22 protein-coding genes are annotated in these 17,441 nt (G+C 40.2%); 7 read left to right on the top strand and 15 right to left on the bottom strand.

Features of this window, described 5'->3' with window-relative positions; genetic code table 11:
- Positions 1–115 precede the first annotated feature (115 nt).
- Complete coding sequence (locus IQ19_RS10560) at positions 116–1,327, top strand: nucleotidyltransferase (protein ID WP_144542393.1); 1,212 nt, start codon at positions 116–118, stop codon at positions 1,325–1,327.
- Positions 1,328–1,587: 260 nt separating this feature from the next.
- On the opposite strand, the gene IQ19_RS10555 is transcribed toward IQ19_RS10560, so the two are convergent.
- Positions 1,588–2,598, bottom strand: a complete 1,011-nt coding sequence (locus tag IQ19_RS10555; RefSeq protein WP_144542392.1) for a SepM family pheromone-processing serine protease — start codon at positions 2,596–2,598, stop codon at positions 1,588–1,590.
- A complete protein-coding gene (locus IQ19_RS10550) occupies positions 2,598–3,407 on the bottom strand; it encodes a patatin-like phospholipase family protein (protein ID WP_199749451.1) in 810 nt (269 codons plus the stop codon). Before IQ19_RS10550 ends, IQ19_RS10555 begins: the two co-directional genes overlap by 1 nt.
- 439 nt (positions 3,408–3,846) lie before the next feature.
- Here IQ19_RS10550 and ylbJ point away from each other — a divergent pair, with 439 nt between their 5' ends.
- Complete coding sequence (gene ylbJ / locus IQ19_RS10545) at positions 3,847–5,064, top strand: sporulation integral membrane protein YlbJ (protein ID WP_144542390.1); 1,218 nt, start codon at positions 3,847–3,849, stop codon at positions 5,062–5,064.
- Positions 5,065–5,127: 63 nt separating this feature from the next.
- Here the strand turns inward: ylbJ and coaD are convergent, their stop codons facing one another.
- The 4 genes from coaD to IQ19_RS10525 form a co-directional block, all read right to left on the bottom strand.
- Entirely contained in the window at positions 5,128–5,607 is a 480-nt protein-coding gene (gene coaD / locus IQ19_RS10540) for a pantetheine-phosphate adenylyltransferase (RefSeq protein ID WP_144542389.1), read from the bottom strand.
- 64 nt (positions 5,608–5,671) lie between these two features.
- On the bottom strand, positions 5,672–6,226 hold the full coding sequence (gene rsmD, locus IQ19_RS10535; RefSeq protein ID WP_144542622.1) for a 16S rRNA (guanine(966)-N(2))-methyltransferase RsmD: 555 nt from the start codon (positions 6,224–6,226) through the stop codon (positions 5,672–5,674).
- 389 nt (positions 6,227–6,615) lie between these two features.
- Positions 6,616–8,034 carry a stalk domain-containing protein gene (locus IQ19_RS10530; protein WP_144542388.1) on the bottom strand — a complete coding sequence of 473 codons (1,419 nt, stop codon included), beginning with the start codon at positions 8,032–8,034 and terminating at the stop codon, positions 6,616–6,618.
- 512 nt (positions 8,035–8,546) lie between these two features.
- Entirely contained in the window at positions 8,547–8,858 is a 312-nt protein-coding gene (locus tag IQ19_RS10525; protein ID WP_144542387.1) for a hypothetical protein, read from the bottom strand.
- 158 nt (positions 8,859–9,016) lie between these two features.
- On the opposite strand from IQ19_RS10525, the gene IQ19_RS10520 reads away from it, so the two are divergent.
- Positions 9,017–9,406, top strand: coding sequence for a DUF7147 family protein (locus IQ19_RS10520; RefSeq protein WP_144542386.1), 390 nt, complete (start codon positions 9,017–9,019; stop codon positions 9,404–9,406).
- Between the two features lie 100 nt (positions 9,407–9,506).
- On the opposite strand, the gene IQ19_RS10515 is transcribed toward IQ19_RS10520, so the two are convergent.
- The 5 genes from IQ19_RS10515 to IQ19_RS10495 form a co-directional block, all read right to left on the bottom strand.
- Positions 9,507–9,782, bottom strand: a complete 276-nt coding sequence (locus tag IQ19_RS10515; RefSeq protein WP_144542385.1) for a YlbG family protein — start codon at positions 9,780–9,782, stop codon at positions 9,507–9,509.
- Positions 9,783–9,907: 125 nt separating this feature from the next.
- The gene (locus IQ19_RS10510; protein ID WP_144542384.1) at positions 9,908–10,348 is read right to left on the bottom strand and encodes a YlbF/YmcA family competence regulator; all 441 of its coding nucleotides are present in this window, start codon (positions 10,346–10,348) and stop codon (positions 9,908–9,910) included.
- Between the two features lie 58 nt (positions 10,349–10,406).
- Complete coding sequence (locus tag IQ19_RS10505; RefSeq protein WP_144542383.1) at positions 10,407–10,838, bottom strand: hypothetical protein; 432 nt, start codon at positions 10,836–10,838, stop codon at positions 10,407–10,409.
- A 116-nt stretch (positions 10,839–10,954) separates the two neighbouring features.
- On the bottom strand, positions 10,955–11,197 hold the full coding sequence (locus IQ19_RS10500; protein ID WP_110067823.1) for a YlbE-like family protein: 243 nt from the start codon (positions 11,195–11,197) through the stop codon (positions 10,955–10,957).
- 19 nt (positions 11,198–11,216) lie between these two features.
- Positions 11,217–11,621, bottom strand: a complete 405-nt coding sequence (locus IQ19_RS10495; protein WP_144542382.1) for a YlbD family protein — start codon at positions 11,619–11,621, stop codon at positions 11,217–11,219.
- Between the two features lie 166 nt (positions 11,622–11,787).
- On the opposite strand from IQ19_RS10495, the gene IQ19_RS10490 reads away from it, so the two are divergent.
- Positions 11,788–12,285, top strand: a complete 498-nt coding sequence (locus tag IQ19_RS10490; RefSeq protein ID WP_144542381.1) for a PaaI family thioesterase — start codon at positions 11,788–11,790, stop codon at positions 12,283–12,285.
- A gap of 15 nt (positions 12,286–12,300) precedes the next feature.
- Positions 12,301–12,678 carry a hypothetical protein gene (locus IQ19_RS10485; RefSeq protein WP_144542380.1) on the top strand — a complete coding sequence of 126 codons (378 nt, stop codon included), beginning with the start codon at positions 12,301–12,303 and terminating at the stop codon, positions 12,676–12,678.
- Positions 12,679–12,713: 35 nt separating this feature from the next.
- Here IQ19_RS10485 and IQ19_RS10480 read toward each other — a convergent pair whose 3' ends face one another.
- The 3 genes from IQ19_RS10480 to IQ19_RS10470 all read right to left on the bottom strand — a co-directional run bounded on the left by IQ19_RS10480 (position 12,714) and on the right by IQ19_RS10470 (position 15,086).
- Entirely contained in the window at positions 12,714–13,787 is a 1,074-nt protein-coding gene (locus tag IQ19_RS10480) for a CAP domain-containing protein (RefSeq protein ID WP_394137209.1), read from the bottom strand.
- A 224-nt stretch (positions 13,788–14,011) separates the two neighbouring features.
- Positions 14,012–14,443 carry a CBS domain-containing protein gene (locus tag IQ19_RS10475; protein ID WP_144542379.1) on the bottom strand — a complete coding sequence of 144 codons (432 nt, stop codon included), beginning with the start codon at positions 14,441–14,443 and terminating at the stop codon, positions 14,012–14,014.
- Positions 14,444–14,447: 4 nt separating this feature from the next.
- Positions 14,448–15,086, bottom strand: coding sequence for a CAP domain-containing protein (locus IQ19_RS10470; protein WP_144542378.1), 639 nt, complete (start codon positions 15,084–15,086; stop codon positions 14,448–14,450).
- 246 nt (positions 15,087–15,332) lie between these two features.
- Between IQ19_RS10470 and IQ19_RS10465 the strand changes: the two genes are divergently transcribed.
- Entirely contained in the window at positions 15,333–15,692 is a 360-nt protein-coding gene (locus IQ19_RS10465) for a YugN family protein (RefSeq protein WP_144542377.1), read from the top strand.
- 83 nt (positions 15,693–15,775) lie between these two features.
- On the opposite strand, the gene IQ19_RS10460 is transcribed toward IQ19_RS10465, so the two are convergent.
- Entirely contained in the window at positions 15,776–16,129 is a 354-nt protein-coding gene (locus IQ19_RS10460; protein WP_144542376.1) for an Asp23/Gls24 family envelope stress response protein, read from the bottom strand.
- 223 nt (positions 16,130–16,352) lie between these two features.
- On the opposite strand from IQ19_RS10460, the gene ytvI reads away from it, so the two are divergent.
- Positions 16,353–17,411, top strand: a complete 1,059-nt coding sequence (ytvI, locus tag IQ19_RS10455; RefSeq protein ID WP_144542375.1) for a sporulation integral membrane protein YtvI — start codon at positions 16,353–16,355, stop codon at positions 17,409–17,411.
- Positions 17,412–17,441 lie beyond the last annotated feature (30 nt).

The raw sequence follows: 17,441 nt of genomic DNA, 5'->3' as shown, positions 1-17,441 counted from the left end.
GGATCAGCAGCTTTTTGCAGAAATCCAAGTTTTTGTTCGCTTTCATATATTTTGGCTTTCTTTTTACTTTTTCCAATACATATCTTTTTAAACCTTTTCGAGGAGTATGTCAAATATGAATGCAGTTGGAGTAATCGTAGAGTATAATCCTTTTCATAACGGCCATGCCTACCATATGGAGCAGGCAAAGCAGGCTTCCGGTGCAGAAATCGTCATTGCTGCCATGAGCGGAAATTTTCTGCAGCGGGGGGAACCGGCGCTAGTTTCAAAGTGGAAGCGGACTGAAATGGCATTAAAAGCAGGAGCTGACATTGTTTTTGAGCTGCCGTATCAGTTTGCTGCCCAACAGGCAGATATTTTTGCAAGTGGAGCCGTATCAATACTAGAAGCCGCCGGATGCCGCAGTTTATGCTTTGGCAGCGAATCAGGGCAGATGAATAGCTTTCGCCAAACTTTATCTTTTCTGGAAAAACAAAATGACACATATCAAAACAGAGTTAAATTTCATTTGGATGAAGGCTGCAGCTATCCAAAAGCAACATCCTTGGCTTTTTGTGATATCCAGCCTGAAAGTGATATGGTTGATCTTTCAAAACCAAATAATATTCTCGGCTTTCAGTATTTAAAGTCTGCAAGAAATCAAAATGCGTCTCTGAATGTTCTGACCGTTGCCAGAAAAAATGCTGGATACCATGACGAACAATTTTCATCCGATACGATTGCAAGCGCAACAAGTATCAGGAAAGCCCTTTTTTCGGAAAATGGAGAAATTGAAGCCATTCGCCAGTACGTTCCAGAAACTACCTATAGCGGGCTAATCGAGTATAAAGAAACATTCGGAGGGTTTCACCATTGGGAAGATTACTGGCCGCTCCTTAAATACCGATTAATCCACCTCCTTCCTGAACAGTTAGAAACGATCTATGAAATGGAGGAGGGGCTGGAACATCGTTTCCTGTCCGCAGCTTTGCAGGCAGAAACCTTCCAGCAATTTATGGAACTGATTAAAACGAAGCGCTATACTTGGACAAGGCTCCAAAGAGCTTGTGTGCATATCCTTACCAACACAGCAAAAGAGGAAATGCCTTCTGAACCAAGTAAGGCTTCGTATTTGCGGCTGCTGGGAATGACTAAAATCGGCAGAGAATATTTGAACAAGCATAAAGCAGATTTGCCTCTCCCTCTTATTTCAAGAGTGTCCTCCCGGGTAAGCGACCATCTTCACTTGGATATAAAAGCATCCCGGGTTTATGCCATGGGCGTAAAGGGACGGCAGCAGCAAATTCTGCTGGAACAGGAGTTCAAGCAGCCTCCAATTATGATTTAGTAAAAAGCTGATGGATTATCCACTCACACAAGGCGGCAATAACAGCTTGCATATTCCCGCTGTTATTGCCGCTTTTATTTTTTTTATAGATTCTTGTGTTTTTTGATATGCTTCTCTATAACTTTCTGGAAAAATGAAATAAGGTTTCCAGCATTCACAAGAAGTCAACAGGAATAGCAGGTGCGGTCCGCCTCATTTTTATAAAAATACATAATCCGTTCCTCAAAAATAGCCAGCGGCATGTTTGCCGCTAGCATCATTTAATCCAAATTTCTCAAATATTCAACTGCATCATCAAAAGTATCAACCGGAACTATTTTCATATCCGTCTCAATATCCTTGGCGGTTGCCGCAGCAGCTTTATAATTTGAAGCTTCTGCACCATTTTCGTTAGGGGCAAAGAATATTTCTGCTCCGGCTTTGTCGGCTGCGACTATTTTTTGCTCAATGCCTCCGATTCTGCCAACTGTACCCTCTTTATTTATGGTTCCTGTACCGGCAATCTGATAACCTCTGGTCAGGTCTTCTTTAATAAGCTGATTATATATTTCCAGCGAAAACATCAACCCTGCAGAGGGTCCTCCAATTTCATCGCTTTCGATATTGACAGCTGGATCGACCTCAACTTCTTTGTCATCTACCAAAGTGATGCCTACTCCAGGTTTTCCCGTTTCTTGAAGGGTTTTTAAAGTGATAGTAGTCTCTTTCGTTTGATCCTGCCGTTTGTAAGTTAATGTGATTTCATCACCCTCCTGTTTTTCAGAGACAGTGCTGATAAACTCATCGGAGGATTCGAACTCTTTGCCATTTACTTTAAAAATGCGGTCACCGGCCTGCAGCTTTCCATGTGCAGGCATATCAGGCATGACATTTAGGACGTAAACGCCATTATAATGATAGTTGATGGGAATCCCCGCTTTTTTATAGGCTGTTTCTATAGCTGCCAATTTAGATGAAGCCATTAAATGAAGCTGGCGAACATTATACTCTTCATCTGTCTCATTTTCGGCCCGGATATCTTCGACTGGATAGAGTTCCTGATATTTGCTCAATTTTGCAGTCACGTATGCATAGATATTGGCACGTCCCATTCTTACGGTTGTCAGCATAAAACTGCCTTTTTCTTCGTAGCCGTTTTCGACCTCGATAATCGGCTCCAGTTCTTTTGCCATACCCGGCTTTGACACATAATAGGGCAGATAATAAAAAGAACTGAGCAAAATCATAACTGCAACAATCAAGAAGGAACGTGTATAAAACTTATTCCTCATTATTCAGGATGCTCCTTCCATTTGGTTATGTACTGCTGAATACTGTCAATATGTTTCTTTGCTTCCTCTTCCCCGATTTTAATAATTTCTTCAATGTTGGTAAACGCCCGGGAGCTATACATTTCCACTCTTGGCCTGATCATAAAATCGGACGCAATTTCCCGGTGCGTTACGAGCTCCATTTGCATGATATCCAAACTCTGCATGATTACATCATAGATAGAGGTGATTTCCGCATTTGTTTTTACATGGGAGACATCGATGGCTATGATAATATCCGCACCCATTTCTTTTACAACAGAAACAGGTACCCGATCCACTACTCCCCCATCAACCAATAGGCGCCCATTTAATTTTTCAGGCACAAAAATGCCCGGTATGGAAATGCTTGCCCTCACTGCGTCGGCAATCGGACCTTTATTAAATATAACCTTTTCTCCCGTCATCAAATCAGTCGCTACAACATTGACTGGAATATCAAGCTCTTCAAGATTTTTGCCATGGGTAAAAATACGAATAAGTTCCTTTACACGCTTTCCGGCAATAAAACCCATTTTGGGCACTGTAAAATCAAGATAATACTTCCTTTTAAAGGCCTTTGAAAGTTTGTATAAACGCTCTATATCCAGTCCCGCTCCATAAAAGCACCCGACCATTGCCCCCATACTGCTGCCCGCAATAAAATCAATCGGGATGCCTGCTTCCTTTAAGACCTTGATGGCACCTAAGTGGGCAAACCCCCGCGCCCCTCCCGAACCCAGTGCCAAACCTATTTTCGGACGACGCAAAAGACTCCCTCCTCTGGACATCATACGGCCTCCTAACATGGCCTTTTATTATTCTATCCTTTATAAGCCTAGCAGTTTCAAATTTAAAAAATCTTCTATCCATACGCATGGCTTCAGGTCTATTCATTTTAGTGCGCACCATGTTTTTTCAGCAGCAACTTTGCTGATCGCATATCTCTCCATGATATAATCCATAATCCAAGAACATTTATCTTCTTAATTTTGCACATGCCTGTACTTAATTCTATGGTCTATTTTAAAGTTCTATGAGTATATTGAGTTATATGGGGACAAGGCTGGGCGGCATTAACCATACCCGCATTCCTGGTTCATTTTTCTCTGTATTCTGTATAGACGATTACTGATTAAAGGTGTACAAAATAAATATCAAAATGCTACTTCATTTTACCATTGTTTAAAATAGTTGCACAGTCAGTACAACATTGAGGGAGGCTTGTCCGTGTTTCGTTCCAAATTAAAAACGGTTACTCTTGCACTCTCTGTAACCTTGATGGCCATTTCATTAATTTCATTTCCCCAGGAATCGGTTGATGCGTCAATCAGGGGACTAAATATGTGGTGGGAAATCGTTTTTCCATCTTTATTGCCTTTCTTTATCGTTTCAGAGATGCTGATCGGTTTTGGGGTCGTAAAATTTATCGGCGTGCTGCTGGAACCTTTAATGAGGCCCTTATTTAAAGTTCCCGGAGTAGGCGGTTTTGTCTGGGCAATGGGAATGGCATCAGGATACCCCGCAGGAGCAAAGCTCACAGCAAGGCTTCGGCAGGAAGGCCAGCTGACAAAAACAGAAGCAGAACGGCTTGTTTCCTTCACCAATTGTTCAAATCCCCTTTTTATATTCGGAGCCGTTTCCGTCGGTTTTTTTAATAACGCAAAGCTTGGGGTCATTCTGGCTTTAGCACATTATCTTGGCAATATTACCGTTGGCTTATTGATGAGGTTTTACGGAAGAAATCCGAAGAAACTCTCCCGGGAAGAAAAAAAAGCAAGGCCCTCTTTAAGGGCAGCCCTTTCAGCTCTTCACCGGACAAGGATTAATGATAACCGCCCTATCGGGAAGCTTCTAGGGGATGCCGTCATGTCATCTATCCAAACACTATTAATGATCGGCGGATTTATTATTCTTTTCTCTGTCATTAACAAGCTTCTATTTCACCTCGGAATAACAGCAATTCTTGCTAAAGGCATAGAGGTCGTTTTAGCACTGTTTCATTTGCCGGTTGAATTAAGTATTCCTTTTATTTCCGGACTCTTTGAAATTACACTTGGAAGTCAAATGACAAGCCAGGTGCAGCAGGCTACTTTGATGCACCAGGTGGTTATCACCAGCTTTATACTTGCTTTCAGCGGATTTAGCGTACAAGCACAAGTCGCGAGCATACTTGCCCAGACAGACATTAATTTTAAGCCTTTCTTTTTTGCAAGAATCATTCATGGGTTTACCGCTTCGTTTTATGCGTTTATCCTTTGGAATCCTATTTATGAACGATTTTACAACACGGAACAGCCTTCCAATGCAATTCCGGTCGGCTTCTTTGGAGATTATTCGCTTTTTGGGAAAATGCTTGATGGATTGGCTACAGCCGGTCCGCTTATTACACTATTGGCTCTTACCGTATACACCTATGTACTGGCAAGGCGCCTTGATAGAAACTAAAACATTTTGAAAATACGTTTTACTGGATTAAAAAACGGGCAGCCCTTGGCGCCCGTTTTTCATTTATTGGAATTTTACTTTGAGTGCTTTTTCCACTGTGTCGGGAACAAGCTCTGAAATATCCCCATTATATTTTGCCACTTCTTTAACAATGCTGGAACTTAAAAACGAATATTGATTATTGGTCATGATAAAAAAGGTTTCTACTTCATCATTCAATACCCTGTTCATAGATGTAATCTGCATTTCATATTCAAAATCAGAAACTGCCCGCAAACCGCGTATAACAGCACTTGCCTTAACAGAGCTTGCATAATCCATCAAAAGGCCCTGAAAAGAATCCACCATCACATTCGGGATATCTTTGGTCACTTCTTCTATAAGCCTGATTCGTTCCTCAACTGTAAATAAGGGATTTTTGGAAGAGTTATTTAAGACGACCACATAAACCTGGTCAAATACCTTCGCCCCTCTTTTTATAATATCCAGATGGCCATACGTAATTGGATCAAAGCTTCCTGGACAAACAGCTATGCCGCCCATTAATATCCCCCTATCATTTTTTGTATTATTATGTAGATATTTTTCTTTCAGCCTAAGTATGTGGCTATTCAGCCCAGCCGTAAATGGAAATAGATATTATTCCGTAATTTTCATGCTTGCGCTGAACGAGCCTGCCGACTGAATCCGGCAATGTTACGTCTGAACTATGTTCGCACAATATTGTTCCGCCCTCTGCAAGCAAAGCCTTCTCATCAATGACCTGAAGAAGCTTGAGCAGCTGCTGCTTACGGTAAGGAGGGTCTAGAAATATATAATCAAAGGCCAGTTCTCTTTTTAATATTGCCTTTATTGCACGATCTGCATCGTTGCGGTATACCTCCACCTGCTCTTCAAAGCTGCATATCCGAATATTTTCATGAATGGTTTGAATAGCCTTGCCGTCACGGTCGACAAAAATGACCTTTTCTGCCCCTCTGCTAAGAGCTTCAATTCCCAGCCCGCCGCTTCCGGCAAATAAATCAAGACCCAGCCCGCCATCAAAATAAGGGCCAATGATATTAAATATGGCTTCCTTAACCTTATCCGTTGTCGGACGGGTTGAACTGCCAGGGACAGCTTTTAATATCTTTCCTTTTTTCGTTCCTGATACAACTCGCATAGAATCACCGCTAACTTGCATAATTTTCATTTTCCCGCATACTTTACCTGCAAATGGGAAAAAAATCACCTGATACATTTTTTCTTCCCTATCCTACCATAACTTACAATTGGTAGCCAACCTGTAAATTGAAAGCGGAATCATTTTGGCATATTAATATGGAAAAAATTATCCGATTAAGTGTATATCCATGATGATTGTGGAAATAATGTTATTAACAGCATCTATTCGAGGATGTTGTTGCCAACCGCGGAGAAGACTTACGTTTCCCCATAAGTTCTTCCTCCGGTTTCTCCTCTCCCTTTGCCTTCTATCCTGAAAAGGATATAGAAGGACCCTGCAGGAAATCTGCAGGGCTTTTTATTTTTATCTGCTTTTATGGAAATTTATTATTTCGGGCCACCTGTTAACTTGATCTCATCATCCCATTCTTCGATTGAAACATCAAATAAAGATTGAAGCCATTGTATTTCAATAAACGCTGTCCCATTTAAATCGGTTAATGGATTTTCCAGCAGTCCATAATCCTCTTCATTATAAATGAATACATTTCTGTTCAAGTAAAAGCGATAGCTGTTATTTCCTTTTGCCAGCAGCATTGTTTCCTCACCGGATAATATCCTCACGTCAAAACCCAAAGCCTCCATCGCAGCTTTAAATGGCAAGAGCTTCTTTCCGTTTTTATGAATTAGTTTAAGGCCTTTTTGCTCCTTGCCTGAAATAAATACTTTTTTACCATCATCAAAATAAAGAGGTACAAAGGGGGCATTCAATTCTTTATTCACAGTAAAAAAGTGGGTAGAATGGCCCTTTATATCACTTAGCTGCTTGTCCAGTTTTTCTGTATTGAGTGATTCTTCCATATGTGTATTCTGAAAAAATACCTCCAGTTCATCTTCAGCCAGTTCTTTCTCTAATTCCCTAAATATCCAGTTCCCTTTTTGTGTACCTGCCTTCTGCTCCACTGCACGTGTTGCAAGTGCATCGATAAGCCAATCCTCTTTTAACGGAAGATAGCCAAACTTTTTTTCAAAAGCCTGGAAGATGAGCATTTTTTCAAGCTTCTCCTTTTTTGTATTAGTACCGGCTATAAGGATTCCTTTTCCGTACGATTCCTGGTGGTGGTCGGTAAGCACCACAGACAAATATGGAATTTCACCTAAATTATTAAGCTTTTCAAAATTTAGATTCAATGACTGATTTTCTGAATAAATATCTACTGTATTTTTCCTTTTTTTCTCCAGAGACCCCTGCTGCCAGTATAGTGAAGGAGTATTTCCGCTTCCTTCAAAATTATAATAATCGATATGTTTCATTTCTTTATGTGCTTTTAAAGGGACTCCGGCTGCCCAGGAGCCTTTTCTCCTGAAGAAATCAGAAATGGTTATTAGGGAGCTCTCTACCTTCACGCCAGGAATGGACACTGTCCAGTCATTTAACATAAATGCTTTTTTATCCTTATTCATTGGCAAAACATATTCAAAAATCATTTGATTCTCATTTGAGAAGAATGTGTAAGGATTTTCGTCCGCCGAATCACACGCCTCTTCTTGGCCATTTTTGCACTTCCACTTAAATAGTGAATCAGGAATGACCAGCCTATATTCTTTTTCTGGTATGAGACCTGTGACCGTTTGCGTGATTTTAAGCTCATTTTGAAGCGTTTCAACAGTAATTTGCTGGGTTGCCCCCACAGTATGCTCCTCAGCCCGTCCAGTCTGCTCAGAATAAGCTTTCCACTGCCAGACAAGCATGCCTGTGATTGTTCCTGACAATATTAAAAAAATAAATACAGATGCCCTCCACATTGGTATACCCTCTTAGTCTTGTTCTTTTACCATAACAATACCAAAGGGAAGGACATCCGTCACATAAATTTTGTATAAAATTTGAGAAATTTTCCTCTTTTAGCCCGGTGGTTGAAAGCCGCGTGCCTTCGGCTTTTGTGTGCCCGGTTGCTTGGTATGTGCGTGGATTCTGTTCATTTGCGCGGCGGGGACTGGTTTGTGCGCGGGCTTATGCATTTTGCGCGCAGATATTCATCGTTTACGCGTGGGATTCCCTTTTGCGCGCGAAATTCCTTGGGTTGTGCGCGGGTTCTGTTCTTTTCTGCGCGGGTTTATGCATTTTGCGCGCAGATATTCATCGTTTACGCGCGAGATTCCCTTTTGCGCGCGAAATTCCTTGGGTTGTGCGCGGGTTCTGTTCTTTTCTGCGCGGGTTTATGCATTTTGCGAGCAGATATTCATCGTTTACGCGCAGGATTCCCTTTTGCGCGCGGAACCAGCCTCTATCTCCGCCGCGTAGTTTTATAGCTGCTTCATGCAAAATCCAGATCCAGGCCATCTTCCAATATGCTGCAGTTTTCTCCAATGCTCATGCAAGTCACTGCCCAGTCTTCCCTCGGCAATCCTTCTGAAGCAAAAAAACTCTCCAGTTCACCTAGCGACATCGCGAATAGATCTTTATTTTGTACAAGCAATAAACCTTTCGCAGTAAGCGCAGCTATAATGGAGACAACAACAAAACCGTTCATATCATAAATATGTTTCTTTTCTAATGGAGATATATCCGCCTTGATGAAGTAACTGGCACATAGGAGCAATGTCATTAAAAGAAAAAGGTAAAGCATACAGTCTCTCTCCCTTCTGCTTTTTAGGTGCTACTTCTATTTTTATGCGGGAAATGATAAAGTATGGATGGACATAAGGCATTTTATTTTCAAAATTTCAAAACTGAATACAGGGATGAGGAAGTGGATGCCACAGAGGCTTAAAGGAGGAACTAATTTTGATACAGCGTTTTATAGAAATTGGAGAAGGATATTCGGATATTTATGAATTAATCGAGATAGCAACGGCCAATCAGCATCGCCTGTCGAATATGGCAGCTTTCCATACCAGCATTAATGGTAAAGAAGTTACATCTTTGGCGGTTATTCTGAAACCTACAAATCCTGGAGAATTCCAGCCGCTATATCTAAGCCGGGAAGGAATTCCAAATCCAAATGTGACACCGAACAAAAGATTTGATTTATTTGCGGAAACTGCAAGGAATCTCGATAAGGAAATCGTTCAGCTTACCGTAAAGCCCTCCACTCTTTTTAATGAAAAGGAATTGTATTACCAGTATTTAATTGGAATCTTAAGGCTTAATCATTATATTGCACCACTCCAATAAAAAACTCCGGATGCATCCAAGGGCGACCGGAGGTGAAATTTTAGTGAGTATTTTACTTCTGAACTTCCAACAAAAAGGCACGAGCTTTGCTCATGCCTTTTTAAATACCCATCTTATAGTCATATTCCTTTGCTTTGTCAGGCTTTGAATTTTCAAATTCCGTTTTAAGGAATGGTTTATAGGATGGCTCCACTTTTTTTACAAAGGAGTATGAGCTGATTTTTTCCATTAATCCTTCCGTATCGGCAAGATCACAGTATAATACAACATATTTTAGCCTTTTTGACACATAATGGACGTTTCCGAATCTTCTTAACATTTTTGCCTGCTTTAACGAATAAAGCCAGACTATTATTCCTTGCCTTTGGCCCAGCATATATTTTTCCCCTTCAGCGAATCAATTCTTTTACTTAGTCTAGCATAGAAAAATGGGAGTTTTCAATGGTTATGGGACAAACAAGTTCTTTTTAGATAACAAAAAAACCAGCATGTGCTGGTTTTTTATGCTGAACAGCCGCAGCTGCCACCGCTGCCGCAGCCGCCTCCGCAGCTTGATTCAAAGAATGGATTTCCAGTTGGGACCTTGATATGCTCCGAGACGGAGCGCCCAATAAGTACGCTTACCTCATCAAGCAAATTTTGCAGGCCAGTTTCAGCCCTTCTGAACTCTGCCACATGGCTGTCCATATCCATATCACGCTTAAGCTCCCGGATAGACATCATCACTTTTTTATATTCTGGATGATATTTGCCAAAACGCTGAACCTCTTCATAAAGCTCTTTCATTTTAACAAATTCCTGAATTTTTCTTTGTGTCTCACGGCTGTTCTTTAATTTATATAAACTTTTGCGGTAGTGTTCCGCTTCCTGGGATTCGACAATCATTGCTGCAAGCTCGTCAGCTTTGTCCAAAATAGCAATTCTCTCTAATGTAGCAAGCAAATAGCCCACCTCCGTTTCTTATTTTATCATGAAACGTTGCAAAGCTAAAGCAAGGAACCTATGGGACGGAAACATAAAACTCTCTTTTTAGTTTAGAGGAAGGCTGGTTTTCTTTCACAACCTCCAACCTGATTCGGTGCTTACCTGAAGAAAGGCCTTTTACAATAAAAGCTGCTGAGGAAATTTCCTCTTTCTTTTTTCCGTCCACATATAATAGAATTTTGCCTTTATCTTTAGCGCTCTGCCCACTAAACGAAACTCCTTGCACGATACATTCTACAAGCACTTCCCTGCCTCTCACTTGATGCCGGACATAGAAGGGATTTTTCGTATTGCTTCTTTCCACTCCGGAAACCGGGATATCAGAGGCAAGCTCTATTGCATTTACAGGCTCAACTTCGAATTTAGTTTCAGGTTCTGGAATATCTTTATGGCAGGCTGTAAGAACAAACAGAAAAAGTATAAAAGACAGGTTTCTTATCCCTTTCAATATTTTTCACTCCTCAAGTTGACTTCCAAAAATATTTAATATAAATAGTGTTTGCACTGCCAGTCTTTTTTACTCTTTAACATAATAAAAAGCTCTCTCGCTCGCGAGAAAGCTTTTTAATTGGATTGTGAATTCATTGCCTGGAACATGCTCATCATCATGGAAGCCATTTGCACCCCATTTGTAAATTTCTCGACCTGATGGGGAATGGTCTTTTTATAATAGTGCAGAGCAGCCACTTCAAGGGATTGGATTTCATGGGGGTTTCTTGTTAAGGTTCTATACCAGTGGGGCTGCTCCCGGATGAATTGCTTTAATTCCTTTTTTTGATCAAGATAATCGATAATATCTTTTCTCATTCTTTCGTTCCCCTTGTGTTTAATCTTTTCGAAATGTGAACGGGTTATTTGGTTTCGGGTTTGCTGACTTTGTGCCCCCGCCAGATTGCTGGCCGCCTTGAAACTGGGAAATGACTCCCTGGACTGCTGACAGTGCCTGGCTAAGATTATTGATATATCCCTGCATTTGATTGGCATCCATATGTTTAAGCGTCCCCATGATATTGCCCATCCAGTCGCTTTTCTTCTCTTCAGATGTTCGTTTTTCTCCCTTGTTTTCTTTAAATGAATCCCATCTTGAGTCATCTTCACCCAGAAGGTACCAGTCCTCATATAAATCCTGCCATGTTGCATTGCCGGACCGGACTTCCCGAATAATCTGCGGGTTCTGTTTCACAAACTCTTTAAATTTTTCAACAGAGGGATGAAGCTTATTATTAGTCATGCCTATTTCACCTCATTCTGTTACAAATGCCTACATTACCATATGACTGTTAAAGGAAAAGGTGAATGAAAGGTGCTGCCCCTGAAACCTTTTTATTAATAAATTTAAATATTCTTCCATTAGTGATAATATATGAATGCAGAAAGTTAATGAAGGGTGAATTTTTATGGACAAAGAAATAATGGAATTATTCGATAAATGCACGAATCAGGCAACAGACGAGGAATTAGAGGTTTTAAAATCCCTGCTGCAGGGCTTTCATAAAAAACAAACCGGCCAAAACAGTTCCTATATAGGGGGACTGCTGCAAATGGAGCGTTCTATAACTGATGATGAATGCATTTTAACCATCCCCCTGACACCGCTAGTGGATAATCCGCTTGGAATCCTTCATGGAGGGATTACCGCAACAGTTATCGACTCTGCAATGGGCACTCTTGCAGCTTCACTGCTGCCTGACGGGTTTGGAGCTGTAACTACGCAGTTAAACGTACACTATCTGTCAGTAGGAAAAGGTGATTATGTGACATGCAGGGCGAATATTGACCATAAAGGAACAAAGACCATGGTGTTATCTGCTGATGTCCATCGGGCTGACGGCAGAAAGATCGCCCAGGCAACAGGCAGCTTTTTTATCATTGAAAAAAAAGGCGTCAACAAATAAAAAGCAGGTGGAAACATGGTTACCGCTATCGTAATACCGATTATTTGCCTTTACTTTTATTGGCTAACAAAAAAAGAGATGCGTGAAAGCTATGAAAAGTGGGCGGACCTCAACAATGTTCCTGAAGAAGCCATCATCTCCGGGGAGATTGTCCATATGAGCGAAAGCAAGCAAAGATATTATTATCACCGCTACGTCCATGTTCTTGACTTGACCATACAATCATCAGCCAAAAAACAGTGGAAGGGAAAAAAGATTACTCCTTTAATGAAAAATGCCAGCTTGCTTTCTCTAAATATTGGAGACACCGTACACCTATACGGGAATTGGAAGGAAGAATATTTCCATGTCAGCCGAATACATGTTAAAGAACAGTCTAATGCAAGAAAATAAAAGAGCCTAACTAAGTTCGGCTCTTTTTGACTTCATTATTCTTCTTCCAGCTTCCTGATGAAGTTTTGGGTATAATGCTTCTTATAAACACCAACCCCCAGGTGGGTGAACTCTTCATTTAACAGGCTTTCCCTATGACCCTTGCTATTAAGCCATCCCTCGACAACCGCAGGTGCATCCATATAGTTTGCAGCAATATTTTCTCCGGCAATTTTGTATAATACACCTCCGGCCTCAAGCCGGTCGGCGAGTTCACCGTAAGTTTTGGAAATATGGGAAAAATCTTTGCTTTCATACATATCCTTGCTGTGGGCAAACGCAACGTCGGCAGTCATTTTATCCCATTCCAGCGGACTTAGATTATGCCGCACCCTTAGTACATTAGTAAGATCCAGAATCTGCTGTTCCTTCCCTCTCTCCACTTCTTCTTCAAAGGCAGGTGAAGGCAGGGGGCCCTCTAATAATTCTCCGCGGTAAACCATTTCATACGGCCGCATTTTAATTAAAGTTGCAGTATCCATTAACCTTACACTTGATAGTGTTCCTGTAAATTTATCGATATTCAGCTGTGCATAATGGTCTCCAACCATAACCAGCGGCCTGGTATTAAGATCTTCTTCAGACAGTTCAAAACGGTAGGAGCTTTCTTTAAATTCAAGGTTGATATTTGTCTCAACAAAAACGGAAGAATAAATTTCACCGACTGGCTGCCCGATTTTAAAAGGGCTGATGTCCAAATCTTCCCCAGTTGCAAAAATTGAGACCACTTTGTTGCCGCTTACGCCAACCTGGGCATACTCTGTATCGCTTTTATTATAAATCCACCATTCATAACCAAAAAAAGAAGGATCAACCCTGGACGGCTCACCTAAACTTTCTTTAACCTTCTGAATAGATTTCCCCATCAGCTTGGCCAAACCTTTTTCAGGAATGCCTTCATTGGAAGACATGTCAGGGTTCACATCCTCACCCAAATCCTTTATTGCCTCAGGCTGTGAATTTTCCTGGTTTACCAATATTTCTCCCTGTTCCTCACCGGTAATATCCAAATAAAAACCAGCTGCAAGAAATATGGAGATCAATACTAATATTCGCAAAAGTGTCCGCAGAGAACGCGCCCTCCCTTCTTTTAGTTATTCTATTTTATAGTATTTAAAGAGTATAACATTTACAATGTTTTATGTAATGTGCGCTGCGATATAAAATGACAAATATATCTCAGCCTTTTGTACTAATCATACCATTAGGTGTATCGTTTTTCTATTGTTTTTAAAAACGATTGCTGGCATTTAACCTGGCGAAGGCAAAAAAAAGAACACCATTTGGTGTCCTTTTAGTGCTGTGCTTCATTTTCATGTTTTGAGATATCGGAAAGAGCTTCTCCTGCCTGTTCATCTGTTAAATGACGAACAGCAAAGTCGCCAAGGGATACTATCCCAACAAGCTTGTCACCTTCCACCACAGGCAAGCGGCGGATTTGGTGCTCTGCCATCAAGCGGGCAGCTTCTCTCGATTCTGTATCTTTTTTAACTGTTACAAGATGGCTGCTCATAATGTCTTCGACTTTTGAAGAAGCAGGATGCTTTTCAGCCACACAGCGAAGGACAATATCGCGGTCTGTAATCATTCCGACAAGCTTATCATTATCAACAATAGGAATAGCACCTACATTTAACTCCTTCATCTTAACCGCCACTTCATATACATTATCCAAAAGTGAGCAGCTTTCAACATCATCAGTCATAATGTCACGAATTCTTTCCATGTTTTTATCCTCCTTCATTTTTTTCCACAATGAATATTGTCCAATAGTGCCCATGCAAACCGCCTTTTACATGTCCAACTCCAATATGTGTAGCTCTTTTATCCAGGATGTTTGCTCGGTGAATCGAAGAGTTCATCCAGGCTGAAAACATCTCATCAGCCGACCTGTAGCCGGCTCCGATATTCTCCTTCACCGTCAGGAAAGAAATTTGCTGATTCCTTAACATTTTTGTAGGATTTCCAAATGTAGGAGAATTATGCGACACATATTCAAAGTTCATCATATCTTTGGATTTTTGTTTAGCAGCGCCAGTAAGAATAGAATCCATAACCAATGGCTTTAACCCTTTCTGCTTACGCTCCTCATTGGCAAGCTCCCATATAGTGCGCTCACCCTCAGCAATTTTTTGGGCGCTGCTCCTCCCTGTTTGGCCAGGTATGAGTATAGTTTGTCCAGGATAAATTAAATCAGGATTTTTAATATGAGAATTGCTGTTAATAATATCATTTAAATCTTTGTTGAATTTAACTGCTATTTTCCAGAGAGTGTCGGCTTTTTCAACCTTATACTCTGTTGTGGCATCAGCAGGCCCGGAAGCTAGTAAAAATATTAATAAAGCTATTGTTATCGTTCTTTTTTTCATCTGCCGTTTCCCCTTTCGCCTTGTTGAGCTGTAAATTAATTTTCATGTTGAAAATAGGAATAGAATAAATAACTTGTCTTGATTTTCCCGCCACTAAACTGATGATATTTGACAGAGCCATCTTTTCTTGCATGTATCCGTTGCATGTTACGCTTTTTTCTACTATTATTAAATTTGAGATAAACTTGTTTAAATTATGCATGGATCGATCAGCTGAACCATGGATTGTTTTCAGGAGGGACAATTATGAAATTTGAAAACACAGGTCTGGAAAATAAAAAGGCAGACTTAACCCGCTTAGATGAAGTAATGCTATCACACGGCCTGGTTCGTGAGGGCCAATGGGATTACGAAAGAGTTACATATGACCGCAAATTTGAATTAAAGGAAGGTGTTTTTTACCTTCGAGTATTCGGGTATGCAGTTGAGGGAGATGTAGGAGCACATAAAGCATTGATTCAGCTAATGACTCCACTTCTTGGCAAGCATTATTACCCGCATGGAGTTGAATATGGAGAAGGAGAAACCTTCCCGAAATCACTCTTAAATCAGTGTGAAAAAATTCTTGCTGATATTAAAACTGAAATCGATCATTTCGCGGTATAATTTAAAAGTGGAAGCTGTATAGCTTCAGAGGCATTCTTTCACATAAAAAGACGCATGGACACCATGCGTCTTTTTATACACAATTAATATCTGAAATCCTCAAGGGGTGACTGAGGTACTATTTTGTCTATACATAGATCAACTCTTCTTACTTTAAGTCCTGTTAAGTGAATAATTTCATCCTTGATTTCTTTCTGAATCTCGCTTGTTTCCTCCAAAATATTAATTCCCTTTTGTATGTTCATTTTTATTTTCAAATAAACTTCAGTATCCTTAAATGAGATTGAAATATTATTAGGGCTTTTTTTAAAAAAAGAAAATTTATCACTTTTTACGGGAATCACACCTTCCCGTTCTTGTAAACTTGATTCTACTATTGCTGAGATTATATCGCTGGCTGCTTTAATCGTTCCGAAGTCGAGATGTTCATTTTGCATCTTCTTGTCACTTCTTTCTGTCCGATTTATTTAAAGTTTTACCGGGCTATAATCTCTCAGGAAATAAATCATGAACATAAAGATGTTTTTATTGTTTCTAACATTAAATGCATAATATAATTGAAATGTTACTATTATTTATATCCTTATGTAACTGTTGAATATATGCCATTACAAAGGCTGATGCTAGCTGCTTTTAGGAGTTTGGAAAGGGGATTTATTTTTGTCTGCAATATTTACTAGACGATTTTTATTTATATTAATTGGGGCACTTCTTATTGCCGCCATATTCTACTTTATTTTGCCTGTATCTGTTCCACTGATTGTTGCCTTCATTACAGCTCTCATTCTGGAACCAATCGTTAAATTGCTTCAGAATAAAATAAGAATAAATAGAAGATTATCCGTACTGATTACTTTTATCGGATTTGTCCTTTTTATTGGTTTGTCTGGCTATTTTATTACGACGAAAGTGATTACAGAGGCAATTAAGCTTATTGAAAATGCACCAATGTACATTAATGAGATTACAAAAGCATGGCTGCGGGCTGAGGCAGATTTTACGAATGCCGCTAAAGATCTTCCAAAGGATTTAGTTGATGAAATCAGCATCCAAGTCCAATCCTTTTTGAATAAAACAAAGGATGACCTTGTAGCTTATGTCAATATAGATAATCTAAAAGCGCTATTGACGAATATTCCAAACTATCTTGTCAGTCTCATTGTGTATCTAATCGCGTTGTTCCTATTTTTAATTGACCTTCCACGCTTAAGGAAAGGAATGTACAACCATCTGACTGAAAAAACGGCAGATAAAGTCAGATTCATGACTTCCAGGCTTTCGTATGTTGGATTTGGCTTCTTTAAGGCTCAATTCCTTGTTAGTGTGATTATTTTTATCGTTTCCCTGATCGGTCTATTATTTATTAATCCGGAAGTAGCCTTGGTTATGTCAATTATCATCTGGATTATTGACTTTATACCGATCATTGGCTCCATCGTCATTCTAGGCCCCTGGGCCCTTTTCCATCTCTTCACTGGAGATATTGGAATGGGTACACAGCTGGCAATATTGGCAGCTGTACTGTTAATTATACGAAGAACAGTTGAACCAAAGGTAATGGGTACACACATTGGCCTATCCCCCCTAGCGACTCTAATAGCGATGTATATCGGTTTAAATTTAATAGGCATACTCGGGTTCATCATTGGCCCGCTTTTGGTTATTGCCTTTAATTCAGCCAAAGAAGCCGGTTTAATAAAAATGAACTTTAAAATATAAAAAGCTTCCTTACGGGAAGCTTTTTGTGTG

It is taken from the genome of Cytobacillus oceanisediminis (assembly GCF_007830235.1).
In the GTDB taxonomy this organism is placed as follows: domain Bacteria; phylum Bacillota; class Bacilli; order Bacillales; family Cytobacillaceae; genus Cytobacillus; species Cytobacillus oceanisediminis.
Note: the sequence above shows the minus strand (reverse complement) of the source record. Positions and strands in the feature narration are given on the sequence as shown.

Bases quoted from the DNA above. Each gene is read 5' to 3' on its own strand.
- IQ19_RS10470 (WP_144542378.1), bottom strand. From the start codon at position 15,086: ATGAAAAAAAGAACGATAACAATAGCTTTATTAATATTTTTACTAGCT.
- IQ19_RS10460 (WP_144542376.1), bottom strand. From the start codon at position 16,129: ATGCAAAATGAACATCTCGACTTCGGAACGATTAAAGCAGCCAGCGAT.
- IQ19_RS10515 (WP_144542385.1), bottom strand. From the start codon at position 9,782: ATGCTGGGCCAAAGGCAAGGAATAATAGTCTGGCTTTATTCGTTAAAG.
- coaD (WP_144542389.1), bottom strand. From the start codon at position 5,607: ATGGGCGGCATAGCTGTTTGTCCAGGAAGCTTTGATCCAATTACGTAT.
- IQ19_RS10525 (WP_144542387.1), bottom strand. From the start codon at position 8,858: ATGCTTTACCTTTTTCTTTTAATGACATTGCTCCTATGTGCCAGTTAC.
- IQ19_RS10475 (WP_144542379.1), bottom strand. From the start codon at position 14,443: ATGGAAAGAATTCGTGACATTATGACTGATGATGTTGAAAGCTGCTCA.
- IQ19_RS10500 (WP_110067823.1), bottom strand. From the start codon at position 11,197: ATGAGAAAAGATATTATCGATTATCTTGATCAAAAAAAGGAATTAAAG.
- IQ19_RS10560 (WP_144542393.1), top strand. From the start codon at position 116: ATGAATGCAGTTGGAGTAATCGTAGAGTATAATCCTTTTCATAACGGC.
- IQ19_RS10485 (WP_144542380.1), top strand. From the start codon at position 12,301: ATGGTTACCGCTATCGTAATACCGATTATTTGCCTTTACTTTTATTGG.
- IQ19_RS10490 (WP_144542381.1), top strand. From the start codon at position 11,788: ATGGACAAAGAAATAATGGAATTATTCGATAAATGCACGAATCAGGCA.
- IQ19_RS10495 (WP_144542382.1), bottom strand. From the start codon at position 11,621: ATGACTAATAATAAGCTTCATCCCTCTGTTGAAAAATTTAAAGAGTTT.
- IQ19_RS10555 (WP_144542392.1), bottom strand. From the start codon at position 2,598: ATGAGGAATAAGTTTTATACACGTTCCTTCTTGATTGTTGCAGTTATG.
- IQ19_RS10465 (WP_144542377.1), top strand. From the start codon at position 15,333: ATGAAATTTGAAAACACAGGTCTGGAAAATAAAAAGGCAGACTTAACC.
- IQ19_RS10530 (WP_144542388.1), bottom strand. From the start codon at position 8,034: ATGTGGAGGGCATCTGTATTTATTTTTTTAATATTGTCAGGAACAATC.
- rsmD (WP_144542622.1), bottom strand. From the start codon at position 6,226: ATGCGAGTTGTATCAGGAACGAAAAAAGGAAAGATATTAAAAGCTGTC.
- IQ19_RS10550 (WP_199749451.1), bottom strand. From the start codon at position 3,407: ATGTCCAGAGGAGGGAGTCTTTTGCGTCGTCCGAAAATAGGTTTGGCA.